The sequence below is a fragment of the Flavobacterium aestuarii genome, from assembly GCF_040049115.1.
Classification (GTDB): Bacteria; Bacteroidota; Bacteroidia; order Flavobacteriales; family Flavobacteriaceae; genus Flavobacterium; species Flavobacterium aestuarii.
This window is the reverse complement of record NZ_JBDLZZ010000012.1, coordinates 62,820-76,523: the sequence shown is the minus strand read 5'-3', so window position 1 is coordinate 76,523 and position 13,704 is coordinate 62,820. Positions and strand designations below refer to the sequence as shown.

Below are 13,704 nucleotides of genomic sequence, written 5' to 3'. Positions count from 1 at the left end.
ATCCTTACATTTGAAAGTATTAAAATAAAACAGCATGAAAGACACTAAAAATATATCCAGATCCAGAGCGCATGAATCATCGGCGGCAATTGAAAAAATGTACATTACGATGCGTCATCTTTTTAATAGAGGTTTTTATAAACCGATGGGAGTTTCTGGAGACACTTTGAGAGAAGCTTTGTTAGCTTTAAGACCCGAAATATATGGGAATATTGCTGAAGAGAAAGTAGAATTGAACGGTCTTTTATATGTTATAGAACGTCTTCCAATAGGAATTGAGGAGTGCCGTTTTATTAATCTTACTTCAGATGAAGGGTATTCCAAATCGCATTTTCAAGCGATAGTGCCGCCAAAAAGGCGCCGTAACTGTTATCGTATTGATGAAGAGCAGATGAATGTCGAAATCACCAGAGGCCGATCTGACATTTATGATATTCTGACGCATCTAACATTCATTTTTATTGAATCGCATAAAATTAAAAACAGGGTTTTACAGGATGAAATTGGTGAAGTTTCCCGTGATTGGATTAAGCTGGAAGCAGCGGTTTCCCAGACCAAAAAACTTACTCTGGTGGAAAAAGAAAAAGCGATTTCTCATGCAGCTAATATTCTGGGAAGAACATTTGAGGAAGTTTTGAATATCTATGATGATTTTGGTACCGATACCGCTCCCGACCGTTTCCTGCATGTGATTTATTGGCTTGGAAAATTAGCAATTGAAGAAGTTAATGATAACCAGAAAAGAACGATTACTTTCAGCCCGGTTTTGAGAGAGCGTCTGGGACACCACATTCACGGCGAGATTTGGGCAAACAACATAAAAGAAGTGCTGAAAGCTAATGAATTATTAGACAGGCCAATTCACGTAATCAGTGCCAATATGCACTCGGTGATGAATTCTATTTTTGCAACGCCACATTTAAAAACGAAATTCAAAGACAAATCGGATTTCTTTATTTATGAAGAGCTGAGCAAGTCGGGTGCCAATGAAGTCCGTAGTCAGGTAGAAGCTTTGGCACTGAAACAAGGAATGATTTTCCTGCCGGATGCTTCGGGAACTAATATAGATGTCCAGATTTTTGATACCGCCAAAATAGACTGGTCCAAAACAGCTTTTCCAAAAGCAGATTTAGGAGATAAAAAACCGGTACTTATTGTTATGGATTATGCTTTTGGAGAGCAGGCTTATGAAACGGTAGATGAATTACTAAGGCCTTATAAAAAAGATACACTGCTTAATGTAAAATCGGTTTCTATTATGGGTAAAGCAGGAATTCTGGAAGGTGGGAAAGGAGACATTATGATTCCGAATGCACATATCAATGAAGGGACAGCTGATAATTATTTCTTCGAAAACGAACTGACTCCGGAAATGTTTGAAGGTAATGATATAGCAGTTTATGCAGGACCAATGGTTACTGTCCTTGGAACCTCATTGCAGAACAAAGATTTATTAAAGTTCTTTTATGAATCAACTTGGAGAGTTATAGGACTTGAAATGGAGGGTTCTTATTATCAGAAAGCCATTCAGGCGGCTTCCAAAATCAGAAAAAGCGTTCCACATGATATCAAAGTCAGATATGCTTACTATGCATCGGATAATCCGCTGGAAACAGGAAGTACTTTGGCTTCTGGAGGATTGGGAACAACGGGCGTGAAACCAACTTATTTAATTACAATTAAGATTTTGGAACAAATATTTAATATAAAATAGATTAAGAAATGAGTACACAAGTACCACAAAGTAATGATGATCAAGAAATAGATTTAGTACAGATTTCAAAAAAAATCAGTAATTTTTTTGATGGGATAAACAGGTCTATTTTTAGAGGCATTCAGTTTTTTGTTCGAAATTGGGTAGTTTTTTTACTGTTGTTTATAGCTGGATTTGGCGTGGGGCTGTTTTTGGACAAAACACAAAAACAATATGATAATAAAATAATTGTAGAGCCAAATTTTGGAAGTGTTGATTATTTGTATTCTAAAATAGACTTGATTCAGTCGAAGATTCAGACAAACGACACTGAATTTTTTAAAGCTATTGGAATATCGAATGTTCCAAAAATTTCAAAAATTTCAATTGAACCTATAGTTGACGTCTTTAAATTTGTTAATAATAATGAGCAAAATTTAGAAGTATTAAAATTAATGACTGCCAATGGCGATTTAAAATCTATTATTAACGAAACTACAACGGTAAAGAATTATCCGTTTTATATTATCAGCTTTTCGACAGATGGCTTATTAAGAGATCAAAGCACGGCTGCTGCATTATTGAATTATATTAATACCAGTAAATATTATTCTGAAGTCCAAAAAATCAGAATAAATAATATCCGGCAAAGAATTAAAGAGAACGATGAGGTAGTTGCCCAAATTGACGGGATATTGAATAAGTTTTCTAGTTCAGAATATGCTGGTAATCAAAAGAATGACAAATTAGTATATTATAATGAAAATACACAGCTGAATGATCTTATTAAAACGAAAGATGGCTTACTAAGAGAAAATGCAGATCTCAAGTTAGAATTAGCAACCTCTGATAAAATTGTAAAAGAGAGTTCCATTGTGACTAATATCGAAAATGATAATTCAGTGAAAGGCAAAACTAAATTTTTATTGCCATTTTTATTTATTTGTTTCTTTATTTTTGTTGTGTTGGTAAAATCTTTTTATAAAAAACAGCAATCATTACTTAGATAACACAACTAGTGACTGTGAGTTTTTAAATAATTATTCAATTTCTTATTTTAAGATGAAAAATTTTTTACTATTTAAATTGAATAATGAAAGGTTAAGAAAAATTCTATTTGGAATTGCTGTTGTTTTATTAGTAATCATTCCTAAAGGAGGCTTCAAAATTGCTGGCATACCTCTTACTTGGGGATATCTGTATTTAGGTTTATTATTTATATTGGTGACACTTGTAATCCTAGATAAATATCAATTTAGGATTAATTCTAAGCATTATATGTGCTACGTGGCAACTTTGCCATTTGTCTGTTATTTCACTATTCATTTAGCTATTCTTGGATATGATGGAACAATTGGAAATCTGATATCATTTTATGTTAGTTTTGTTTTCCTTCCTTTGTTATTTTTTGTTTTTTTAAGTTCTTTTTTAGCAAAAATTGATGGCAATTATATTGAAAGATTAATTACAAATGGTGTATTTGTTGTTGCTGTTTATGGGATATTTTTATTTATTTATAAACAAACCAAAGGTGAATTTCTGGAAATTCCGTACATAACGGTAAATGCAGCTGATTTGGGGGAGTTATCACGATCAAAATTTAATCAGCGGGGTTCTGTCAGTAAACTTATTTCGACTTATAATAACGGTAATATTTTTGGAGTTTGTATATTGATGCTATTTCCTGTATTTTATAAAAACTGCCAATCAAAAATTAAAATTTTAATTGTTATTACTGCTCTTTTATTAACATTATCCCGAACAGTTTGGATAGGTTTAATCTTTTATTTTTTAGTATTATATAGAAATCGTTTTCTAAAATTAGCTAAAGCTTATGTTATAGGCGGAATTATATTGTTTTTTTTAGGATCAATATTGATGACTCGTTATTTCCAGTATGGTTCTTTAGAAGGTTTTATATTTGATTCCAATTTAGGAGGAAGGATAATACAGATTCGTCAATTCCGTGAAATAACTCTTATTGGAAATACCGCTTATAAAGTTATTGAAGAAATTGTTTATTTATCTGTTTTTAAACAATTTGGAATTGTGGGATTACTATTGTTTTGCATTTCTTTTTTTGCACCGGTTTATATTTTTCTTAATACTAAGAAGAATAATTCAGTTTACTTTTTCGGAATAATTACTTATCTATTTGTTTGTTTTAGTGATGGCTGCATATTGCTGATACCAACGTTAGCATTCTTTTATTTTATCTGTACAATGACTTTTATTAGGCAAGATAGATCCTAATAATAGGATATCACAAAACAAATAAACATATATTCCATATTGCCGGACGAGTATGTTTTCTGTACAAAAAGCAAATACAAACAAAAGTGTAATAGTAAAATAAAGATAATTTTCAGTTTTTGAAGTATATCTTAGTTTATTATAAATCATCCAAATAAAAGATACGAATAATAAAAAACCACCTTTTAATAAAAAATCCAAATATTGATTGTGTGAATTGAGATTCTCTTTAGAAAAATTAGTAAAACCATATTTAGTATAACAAGTATTTAGTTTAGATTGGATTAAACCATTATCTGTTCCTAAAAAGTTAGAATCTGCTGCTGTTTCGATAGAACAATAACATAATGTATAACGAGTGGAATTAGTTATATTATTTTGATAAAAATAATTTAAATCATCTTGGTAGCGCTGAGATATAAAAAGACTGGCAGCTACCAAAATAAGGATACTAACAATAAATAGGGTTTTATTTTTTTTGTAATAATGAAAATAAAACCGAAAGCAGGTTAAAAACAAAATTGAACTTATAGTTGTTCGCGAATTTACAATTAACAATCCTAATAAGTATATTAACAAAGCAGTTAATAAACTATATTTTACTGTTTTTCTATGTTCTTTAGTCAGAAAATAATTAACGGCCATCAAAAAGGCAACACCAATCCACAGACTCAAATAAGTACCATGAATATGCATATTGTTTTCAAGATTAAACCTGGCAAAATACCAATTAAAATGATGATTTGGATAATCAAGTATATAAAAACCAATCACATACAGGGTTAATAATAAAATGGAAATGCAATAAGTTCCCATTATTATTGTTTTTTTATTTAAAAACCAAGGAGATTGGTATAAGTAAAAACTAAATAGTGGAATTATAAATATCAATAAACTATTGGTGATGATCTGGATACTCTTAGGATGAAAGTAAAATAAATTAATACTTAATAAACAAACAAAACAAATTAAAAAAGGAAGAGTATAATGCGTAAGTAAATCTTTCCATGACTTATAATAAAAAAGCATAATTAAACCTGTAATACCCATTAGTATAGATTGTATGGCTTCTGATGTATATAAAAGAAAACCAAATGCAAAAAAGAATAATACGGCTAAAGTAATTTTATTATTTATAGAAATTTGATTCATTTGGACAGTTTTTTGTAGTAAAGTTTTATTTTATCCTGGATAGATGCTGATAATTTTTCGCGAATAAAATGAATAACGTGCTTCTTGATCTTTAGCTTGAATAACTGTATAGCCGAAATTTTTATTTCTAAAGAATCAAGATCTTTCTCAGAAACAAATCCTAATGATTTCCATTTTGCTGGATCACTTTCATGAAAATTTTTAATTTCTTTATAATTAGTTAAATTTATTTTTTTCCAGAATTCAAAAAAGGCAATATTATCAGAGTCGTCTCTATGAGACCAGTTTGTTATTTTGGTATATATTTCATCTTCATCCCGTGCCCAGGATTGATGTAATAAAATGAATTTTGTTATTATTTTATTGATGTGCCTTGTTGACCTCATGTATTTGTACTTAGGATAGTTGGTAGCAATTTCAATTGCATCTAAGGCATCCTTAATATATAAAAAACCATCTTCAACTTTTCGAAATAAAGTAATCCACTGAACATGTATTTCTACAGGATTAACTTCAGGATTGGATAAATAATGATTATTTTTTTTTAAAAAATCAGTAAAACTTTTAAAGTTATTAAAGTACTCATCACTGTCAATTTGTATATGCCAGCCCCCTTCACCCATTGCCTTTGCCAGTAAATTGCGCTCGCGAGTATCATTTTCAGCTGGAGTATTTTCGGCTATGTAAAAACTATCTTCGTAAATTGTAATTTTATTTCTTGTATCAAATTCTTTAATCCAATCAAAGAATGAATCATCAATAACAAAGGTATTACCACTCCAAGTTTCTCTGTTTTTATCAACGGCAAGAACTATTTTATCAGCCTCATTATATACTAATGGGATTGATTTATATAAATATTTAAAGTCGTAAGAAACCAGAAAACCAACTTTTATCATTTGTGAAAGAAATTTAAGTTTTTATCCTTGTACACGTAATAGTTTAAGTAAAGTGTAATAAATAATTCTGTTATTAAAAGCGTTACTATCATCCCTTTGACTTCAAATAAAAAGGATAAAACAAATGACAATATAATGTTTATTATTAATGCTAAAAAGTATCCTGAAAAGTAGATATTTTTCTTTTCGTGTATTACCAAAGCCATATAAGCAGATTGATTTAATGAAGCAATTAAAGGAATTGGGGCAAACATCATAAGATATTTACTTGATTCAAGGATATTACTGCTACTTAAAACACCAATTATTTGAGGAGCAAATGCAATTAAAATTACTGTTCCTATAGAAAAAAGCACTAAATAAGATTTAAATATTAACCTTAAATTTCTATTTAACTCTGTCAAGTTTGAAACTCCGAGTTTGCAGATTTTAGGAAAGACGCCTTGAAATAAAACTCCAACACAATGTTTACCCAGCATAATTACTTTTTCGGATACGCTATATATTCCTATAATTTTAGAATTGCAAAACAGACCTAAGATTAAGGTACCAGAATTTAAAATGGAACAAATAGTTAGATTAGTCAAAAACATTTTGAAACCAAATTTTAGCTCTGTACGTATTGCATCAAACGAGGAAAAATTATATTTAAATTTTTTCCTTAAAAAAAGATAAGTATAGGATGATATGAATATTAAACTGTCAAAAAGGCCTAAAATAAAAAATAAAATTTGAAAAGAATTTTTATCTTTTACAAACAATAAAATTGCTATGAAAGAGCTTACTTTAAAAATAGTATTTATTATAAAATAAGTAAAAACATTATTTAAGCCAATAAATATCCAATGTGTATTTTGTGTTCTGGAAAATAACATTACAAATAATGAAGCCATTAATAATGGTTTATTACTTATCTCGGGATATAGATGAACAAAACCAAAAAGAATAAAAAAGGATAAAACTGATAATAAAAGTTTTGTATTAATTACGGTTGATATATAGTTACTGATTGCTTTTGTATCTATTCCTAATTTTCCTAGATAAACAGGACCCAAAATATTCCAAGAATAATCGTTAATAACGGATATGTAATTAATTAACGACACAGCAATAGCAATTATTCCATAATTTGCAATTCCAAATATATGAATGTAGTAGGGTATAAGAATTACGGGAAATAAAAAATTTATAAAATTTATTCCTACGCTTAAAAATACATTTTTAATCAAAATAGTAAAAATAAAGGCTCCATATTTGGAGCCAAGTTTTGTTTAAAGAGACTTATCAATAGCATCTGCTGGACTTCCTTGTGGTGTCCATGCCCCTGATTTGTCCCCTCGCATGGTTACGCTTCCGGTATCTGTATCCAATACAAAAATACAAACTTCTCCATCAGCTCTTTGCAATACAGACATTTGATATCTGCCTTTATCACTTTTGATTTCTTCTTTATTTTGTGGCGCTTGACATGAAAATGTTAATAAAGCGATACAAATCAATAAACAGAGTTTTTTCATTTTGACTATTTTTATCAAAAATAATTATTTAAACTTGAAAACCAGCGTAAAGATTTAGTATTTAAATTAAAAAGATTTAGTTTTGAAAATATTTTTATGATATAAAAAAACTTTTTATATCAAAACAAGGTTATAATAATAAAGATGAGAAATATTATTCTGAAAATAGTTGATAAATTCGCTTTCTTTTTTTCTTTCTTTTTCTCGTATCCGATTTTTAAATATTTTAAATTTTTTAAAAACAGAGTTTATTCATTTTCAGTTAAAAGAAATTTTGCAAAATGTGGTTCTAATTTTTATATAGAAGCACCAATTTATCTGCACGGAGCATCAAATATTTCTATTGGAGACAATTTTTTCTGTTTTGAAAGTTTAAGATTAGAAGCTTTTAAAAAACATCAGGGAAATGAATATAATCCAAATATTAAAATAGGAAATAATGTTAGTATCAATTACAATTGTCATATTGGTTGCAGTAATTCAATAACAATTGAAGATAATGTATTAATTGCCAGTAATGTATTTATTACAGATCATTTCCATGGAGACACCAATTATATAGACAAAAAAATACCAAGAGAAAGGAAGTTAATTTCGAAAGGGCCTGTTTATATAAGCGAAAATGTATGGATTGGTGAGAATGTAGTGGTTTTGCCTAATGTAACAATTGGCAGGAATACAATTGTAGGAGCCAATTCAGTGGTGACTAAAAGCTTTCCTGAGAACACGATTATTGGAGGTAATCCTGCTAAAATCATTAAAAAATTAGAATAAAATTGAAAAATGGTGTAGCAGAAGGATATAGTATTGCAATCCCAGCTTATGGGAGACCAAAGGAGTTTGCTGCTCTTTTGGATTCAGTGTTGATGATGGAAAAGCTTCCAGATGAAGTTATTGTTTGTGAAGATGATTCAAAGGAAAGATTGCAAATAAGAATGGTGACCGAATCCAAATCACATGAATTTGCATCTAAACAAATTAAGTTGACTTATATCGAAAACGAAGTTAATTTAGGTTACGATGCAAATATTCGAAAACTAATCGAATTAGCACTTTATAAATGGGTTGTGCTTATTGGTAACGACGATTTATTTCTGAAAAATGGATTAACTGAAATTGATTCATTTTGCAAAAAAAATCCAGATATTGCAATGGTTTCCAGACCTTTTATCAGGTTTAAAGATGATATAAATGAGCCAATAGGCGTTTCCAGAATGTTTCCAAAAGAGACTATAGTAAACACAAATCTATCCTCAAAATTCATTTTCAGAATATGCGGTTTTGTCGGCGGACTTGTGGTTAATAAAAATTGGGCAGTAAAATTTGCGACCAATAAATATGACGGGACATTGTACTATCAAATTTATTTAGGAGCACATGCTTATTGTACTAACGGAATTGGCTATTTAGCTGATCCATCAGTAGGTGGCCGGGCAGGAAATCCTCCTTTATTTGGAGAATCGGCAAAAGATGGCAATTTGCATATTCCGGGAGCATATTCTGCTAAAGCAAGAGCAGCAATGTGGAAAGGAGTTTTAGATATAGGCAATGATGTGGGGAAGATTTATAATATTGAATTAGCCGAAGAATTAAGAAAAGAATTAATGATCCGACAATCGTTTCATGTTTTCGAAATGAATGTTGGAGTATCAAAAAAGGAGCTGAACGAGCTTAAAAAAGAATTACAAAAACTTGATTTATTTAATCATTATTTACCAAAATCATTGTATTATTTAAACCGTATTTTTGGAAAATATGCATATTATTTTTATTACCTTACTAGAAAATTGATTCAATAAAAGAGATGAAAAAAGCACTTATCAGCGATTGGTATTATGTAAACGGGGGAGCTGAAAAGGTAATCCATTCGCTTAATCAGATATGGGATGATTTTGATCATTTTGCATTAATTGATTTTTTGAATGAAAAAGACAGGAATTTTATTTTGAATGGCAAAAAAGCAAAGACCAGCTTCATTCAAAATCTGCCAACAGCCAAGTCCAATCATCGAAAGTTTTTACAGCTTTTTCCGTATGCCATAGAAAAATTTGACCTTAGTGAATATGATTTGATATTGAGCTCTTCTTCATCGATTGCCAAAGGAATCCGGACATCACAAAATCAATTGCACATTTGTTACTGCCATTCCCCCATGAGATATGCATGGGATTTACGAGAGCAATATTTAAATGACTCAGGATTAGATAAAGGCTTAAAAGGAATTTACGCAAAATTTGTCTTGAATAAGATCAGGAAATGGGATGCTACAAACTCAGAGAACGTTACTCATTTTATTGCAAACTCAAAACATATTGCAAAAAAGATCAAAAAAATATACAATCGGGATTCAACTGTAATTTATCCACCTGTAGATGTTGAATTTTTTACTTTGGAAGAAAATAAAAAAGAATATTATTTTACAGCTTCCAGAATGGTTTCGTATAAAAAAATGCTTTTGATTGTCGAGGCTTTTAATGAATTGCCCCATCTGCAATTGACAGTTGCTGGTTCTGGCCCTGAATTAGAAACCATAAAAAAAGCAGCCAAAAGCAACATTTCGTTAATAGGTCATGTTAATCCGCTAGAATTAAAAAAGCAGATGCAAAAAGCAAAAGCTTTTGTGTTTGCAGCCGAAGAAGATTTCGGGATTGTACCTGTAGAAGCACAAGCTTGCGGTACCCCTGTAATTGCTTATGGAAAAGGAGGCGTGCTAGAAACTGTTGTTGACCACAAAACAGGTATTTTTTATAAAGAACAAACTGCCGACAGCTTAAAAGAGGCCATAATTCATTTTGAAAAACAATTATTTGATCCCAAAGAAATAAGGAAGCACGCTTTGCAGTTTTCTAAAGAAAGATTTGAAAATGAAATCAAAGCATTTATCGATGAAAAATATAAGGGACATTAAGACTTGAATTTAGATTGTTTATCATAAAATATTCAATAATAAACCCCATTCTTACTATATTTGGGGTCTATAAAATATTTTTATGAAAAGAATACTCATCACCGGAGCAGCAGGATTTTTAGGGTCTCATTTATGTGATCGTTTTATCAAGGAAGGTTATCATGTAATAGGAATGGATAATCTGATAACTGGTGATTTAAAAAACATAGAGCATTTGTTCAAGCTGGAACATTTTGAATTTTACCATCATGATATTACCAAGTTTGTTCATGTTCCAGGAGAATTAGACTATATTCTGCATTTTGCATCGCCGGCAAGTCCTATTGATTATCTCAAAATTCCTATTCAGACTTTAAAAGTTGGTTCGTTAGGAACTCATAATCTTTTAGGTCTGGCAAGAGTAAAAAAAGCAAGAATTCTTATCGCATCAACATCCGAGGTATATGGAGATCCTTTGGTGCATCCGCAGACAGAGGAATATTATGGAAACGTAAACACGATTGGACCAAGAGGCGTATATGATGAAGCCAAGCGTTTTCAGGAATCAATCACAATGGCATATCATACTTTTCACGGTGTTGAAACCCGAATTGTCAGAATCTTTAATACCTACGGACCAAGAATGCGGCTTAATGATGGGCGGGTGATTCCAGCTTTTATTGGGCAGGCAATCCGTGGAGAAGATTTGACCATTTTTGGAGACGGAATGCAAACGCGTTCTTTCTGCTATGTAGATGATCAGGTAGAAGGAATTTTTAGATTATTGCACTCAGATTATGTTTATCCTGTAAATATTGGAAATCCAGATGAAATCACGATTAAGGATTTTGCTGAGGAAATTATCAAATTAACAGGAACTTCTCAAAAAGTGGTTTACCATCCGTTGCCAATAAATGATCCTTTGCAGCGTCAGCCAGATACTACAAAAGCCAAGGAATTACTGGGATGGGAGGCCAAAGTAAATCGTGCCGAAGGGATGAAAATCACTTATGATTATTTCAAATCATTATCTCAGGAAGAATTATCCAAGGAAGAGCACAAAGATTTTTCCAAGTACATCAATTAGTCAAATCGCTATTAACAAAGACGTTGCTTAAGCAAAAACTAATGAACAAAAAGCGATACCATGTGTGACTGCTAGAAAATAACTTTTACACATATGAAAACTAAAACAGGAAGATACTCGGGTTACATAAGACCTTTTTCACACCTAATAGATTTGATTATTATCAATTTTTTTATGGTGTTTTTTTCGGGTATGCCTGCTTTTCAGGATTTTTATGCTTTCTTTATCAGTTTAGCCTGGTTTACCATTGCGGCTAATTTAGGCTTTTATGAAGTCTATCGCTATACCAAAGTGATTGCTATTTTGAATTGTACTTTAAAACAAGCAGTTGCCTTTGCGGTGAGCTGTCTTGCAATCGCTTATTTCTACCCGGAAAAATACAGTTTAAAAACGATATTGCTTTTTACATCAGCATCAATATCATTGATACTTGGTTTTAAATTGTTTATTTATTTCTTCCTAAGAAAGTACAGAATCTTGTTTGGAGGAAATTTTAGAATGGTAGTTCTTATAGGAAAGGATAAAAGTGTAAAACCCCTGAAACATTTTTTTGAAGAAAACCCAGATTATGGATATAAACTGGTCAGGGTGTTTGAATTGAATAGTCTGGATACAGATTGTAAAGATATTTTTTCTTTTATTTTGAGTAATAAAATTGATGAAATGTACTGCTCCATGGAAGACTTGTCCAGTAAACAAATTGAGGATTTTATTTTCTTTGCCGATAATAATTTGAAGACACTCAAGTTTATACCCGATCAGAAGCAGTTATTGTCTCTAAATGAAGTATTTGAATATTATGATTATATACCGGTAATTTCACAACGAAGAATTTCTTTAGATGATTCCCTGCATAAAGTAATCAAGCGCGTTTTTGATATTGTTTTTTCATTAATAATCATAATTGGCTTATTATCCTGGCTGACACCGATTTTAGCAATTATCATTAGATTAGATTCCAAAGGACCTTTGTTTTTTATCCAAAAAAGAAACGGACTGAATAATAATGAATTCAATTGTTTCAAGTTTCGTTCAATGAAAATCAACGAATTGGCCGATATTGAACAGGTTTCCAAAAACGATTCAAGAATTACCAAAGTTGGTAAATTTATTCGCAAAACAAGTATTGATGAACTGCCACAGTTTTTTAATGTTTTATTTGGAGACATGTCAGTTGTGGGGCCAAGGCCGCATATGGTAAGCCATACCAATATGTATGCGGAACGTATTGATAAGTTTATGGTACGCCATTTTATAAAACCAGGTATTACAGGTCTGGCTCAGACCAAAGGTTTTAGGGGGGAAGTTGAATCAGATAAAGATATTATAAATAGAGTAAGATATGATATTTTTTATATCGAAAAATGGTCACTGCTGCTGGATATGAAAATCATTTTCAACACTGTTTACAACACTATAAAAGGTGACAAAAAAGCATATTAAAATGGAAATTTCTTTAGTATCAATAATAACACCATCGTTTAACTCGGAGAAATTTATTGCCGAAACTATTCAGTCAGTGCTAAATCAAACCTATCAAGACTGGGAAATGATTATTGTGGATGATTGTTCCAATGACAAAACCGTATCGATTATTGAACAATTTGCGGCTAAAGATGAAAGAATCCGTTTTTTTCACCTGGATAAAAATTCTGGTGCAGGAATTGCCAGAGAGATGGCTTTGTCAAAGGCAACAGGAAATTATATTTCTTTCCTGGACGCAGACGATCTTTGGAAACCATTAAAACTGGAAAAACAGCTTCAGTTTTTGAAAGAAAACAAAGCACCTTTTACATTCTCTTTTTATGACTGCATGGATGAAGACGGAAATACACTTAACAAAAGGGTAGAAGCGCCAAGAAATCTGTCCTATCTACAATTGTTTTTTTGTAATTATGTTGGGAATCTTACAGGAATTTATGATGTAAATTATTTTGGCAAAATAACCATTTCAGCTACCCGAAAACGTCAGGATTGGATGGTTTGGCTTACCATTTTGAAGAAAATAAAAAATGCGAAACCAGTTCCTGAAAGTCTAGCTTTTTATCGCATTAGAGACAATTCGCTTTCGGCTTCGAAGATTGATTTATTGAAACATAATTTTGCAGTTTACAGAAAGTTTCATGGTTTTAGTTATATAAGTTCACTGTTAATTATGATAGGTTTTTTATTCACTCAATTGATAATAAAACCGTTTTACGTAAAGAAAATTTAGG

General features: G+C 30.9%; 13 protein-coding genes. 9 read left to right on the top strand and 4 right to left on the bottom strand.

The genetic code is table 11. The features are described 5' to 3' along the window. Positions 1 to 34: 34 nt before the first annotated feature. The 3 genes from ABEG11_RS13300 to ABEG11_RS13290 are packed head-to-tail and all read left to right on the top strand — an operon-like array spanning position 35 to position 3,946. Complete coding sequence (locus ABEG11_RS13300; protein ID WP_348824655.1) at positions 35 to 1,714, top strand: DUF6909 family protein; 1,680 nt, start codon at positions 35 to 37, stop codon at positions 1,712 to 1,714. Between the two features lie 8 nt (positions 1,715 to 1,722). Further along, positions 1,723 to 2,703, top strand: a complete 981-nt coding sequence (locus ABEG11_RS13295; RefSeq protein ID WP_348824654.1) for a hypothetical protein — start codon at positions 1,723 to 1,725, stop codon at positions 2,701 to 2,703. A gap of 52 nt (positions 2,704 to 2,755) precedes the next feature. Beyond that, entirely contained in the window at positions 2,756 to 3,946 is a 1,191-nt protein-coding gene (locus ABEG11_RS13290; protein ID WP_348824653.1) for an O-antigen ligase family protein, read from the top strand. Here the strand turns inward: ABEG11_RS13290 and ABEG11_RS13285 are convergent. The 4 genes from ABEG11_RS13285 to ABEG11_RS13270 are packed head-to-tail and all read right to left on the bottom strand — an operon-like array spanning position 3,890 to position 7,514. Further along, positions 3,890 to 5,098 carry an O-antigen ligase family protein gene (locus ABEG11_RS13285; protein WP_348824652.1) on the bottom strand — a complete coding sequence of 403 codons (1,209 nt, stop codon included), beginning with the start codon at positions 5,096 to 5,098 and terminating at the stop codon, positions 3,890 to 3,892. The two genes, ABEG11_RS13290 and ABEG11_RS13285, sit on opposite strands and share 57 nt — an antisense overlap. Further along, a complete protein-coding gene (locus ABEG11_RS13280) occupies positions 5,095 to 5,997 on the bottom strand; it encodes a hypothetical protein (RefSeq protein WP_348824651.1) in 903 nt (300 codons plus the stop codon). The genes ABEG11_RS13285 and ABEG11_RS13280 overlap by 4 nt, the downstream gene beginning before the upstream one ends. Beyond that, positions 5,994 to 7,226: an oligosaccharide flippase family protein gene (locus ABEG11_RS13275; protein ID WP_348824650.1), complete on the bottom strand. Its 1,233-nt coding sequence runs from the start codon at positions 7,224 to 7,226 to the stop codon at positions 5,994 to 5,996. The genes ABEG11_RS13280 and ABEG11_RS13275 overlap by 4 nt, the downstream gene beginning before the upstream one ends. Before the next feature lie 42 nt (positions 7,227 to 7,268). Continuing rightward, positions 7,269 to 7,514 (bottom strand): hypothetical protein, encoded by a 246-nt coding sequence (locus ABEG11_RS13270; RefSeq protein ID WP_348824649.1) that lies wholly within the window; start codon positions 7,512 to 7,514, stop codon positions 7,269 to 7,271. A 144-nt stretch (positions 7,515 to 7,658) separates the two neighbouring features. Between ABEG11_RS13270 and ABEG11_RS13265 the strand changes: the two genes are divergently transcribed. From ABEG11_RS13265 to ABEG11_RS13240, 6 genes are all read left to right on the top strand, one after another. After that, positions 7,659 to 8,288: an acyltransferase gene (locus ABEG11_RS13265; protein ID WP_348824648.1), complete on the top strand. Its 630-nt coding sequence runs from the start codon at positions 7,659 to 7,661 to the stop codon at positions 8,286 to 8,288. 2 nt (positions 8,289 to 8,290) lie between these two features. Then, a complete protein-coding gene (locus ABEG11_RS13260) occupies positions 8,291 to 9,313 on the top strand; it encodes a glycosyltransferase family 2 protein (RefSeq protein ID WP_348824647.1) in 1,023 nt (340 codons plus the stop codon). A gap of 5 nt (positions 9,314 to 9,318) precedes the next feature. Next, entirely contained in the window at positions 9,319 to 10,422 is a 1,104-nt protein-coding gene (locus ABEG11_RS13255; RefSeq protein ID WP_348824646.1) for a glycosyltransferase, read from the top strand. 82 nt (positions 10,423 to 10,504) lie between these two features. Further along, positions 10,505 to 11,488, top strand: coding sequence for a UDP-glucuronic acid decarboxylase family protein (locus ABEG11_RS13250; protein WP_348824645.1), 984 nt, complete (start codon positions 10,505 to 10,507; stop codon positions 11,486 to 11,488). A 93-nt stretch (positions 11,489 to 11,581) separates the two neighbouring features. After that, complete coding sequence (locus ABEG11_RS13245; protein WP_348824644.1) at positions 11,582 to 12,931, top strand: exopolysaccharide biosynthesis polyprenyl glycosylphosphotransferase; 1,350 nt, start codon at positions 11,582 to 11,584, stop codon at positions 12,929 to 12,931. Position 12,932: 1 nt separating this feature from the next. Next, positions 12,933 to 13,703 (top strand): glycosyltransferase family 2 protein, encoded by a 771-nt coding sequence (locus ABEG11_RS13240; RefSeq protein WP_348824643.1) that lies wholly within the window; start codon positions 12,933 to 12,935, stop codon positions 13,701 to 13,703. Position 13,704: the final 1 nt, after the last annotated feature.

Coding starts and splice junctions, on each gene's coding strand:
- ABEG11_RS13300 (WP_348824655.1), top strand. CDS start 35: ATGAAAGACACTAAAAATATATCCAGATCCAGAGCGCATGAATCATCG.
- ABEG11_RS13295 (WP_348824654.1), top strand. CDS start 1,723: ATGAGTACACAAGTACCACAAAGTAATGATGATCAAGAAATAGATTTA.
- ABEG11_RS13290 (WP_348824653.1), top strand. CDS start 2,756: ATGAAAAATTTTTTACTATTTAAATTGAATAATGAAAGGTTAAGAAAA.
- ABEG11_RS13285 (WP_348824652.1), bottom strand. CDS start 5,098: ATGAATCAAATTTCTATAAATAATAAAATTACTTTAGCCGTATTATTC.
- ABEG11_RS13280 (WP_348824651.1), bottom strand. CDS start 5,997: ATGATAAAAGTTGGTTTTCTGGTTTCTTACGACTTTAAATATTTATAT.
- ABEG11_RS13270 (WP_348824649.1), bottom strand. CDS start 7,514: ATGAAAAAACTCTGTTTATTGATTTGTATCGCTTTATTAACATTTTCA.
- ABEG11_RS13265 (WP_348824648.1), top strand. CDS start 7,659: ATGAGAAATATTATTCTGAAAATAGTTGATAAATTCGCTTTCTTTTTT.
- ABEG11_RS13255 (WP_348824646.1), top strand. CDS start 9,319: ATGAAAAAAGCACTTATCAGCGATTGGTATTATGTAAACGGGGGAGCT.
- ABEG11_RS13250 (WP_348824645.1), top strand. CDS start 10,505: ATGAAAAGAATACTCATCACCGGAGCAGCAGGATTTTTAGGGTCTCAT.
- ABEG11_RS13245 (WP_348824644.1), top strand. CDS start 11,582: ATGAAAACTAAAACAGGAAGATACTCGGGTTACATAAGACCTTTTTCA.
- ABEG11_RS13240 (WP_348824643.1), top strand. CDS start 12,933: ATGGAAATTTCTTTAGTATCAATAATAACACCATCGTTTAACTCGGAG.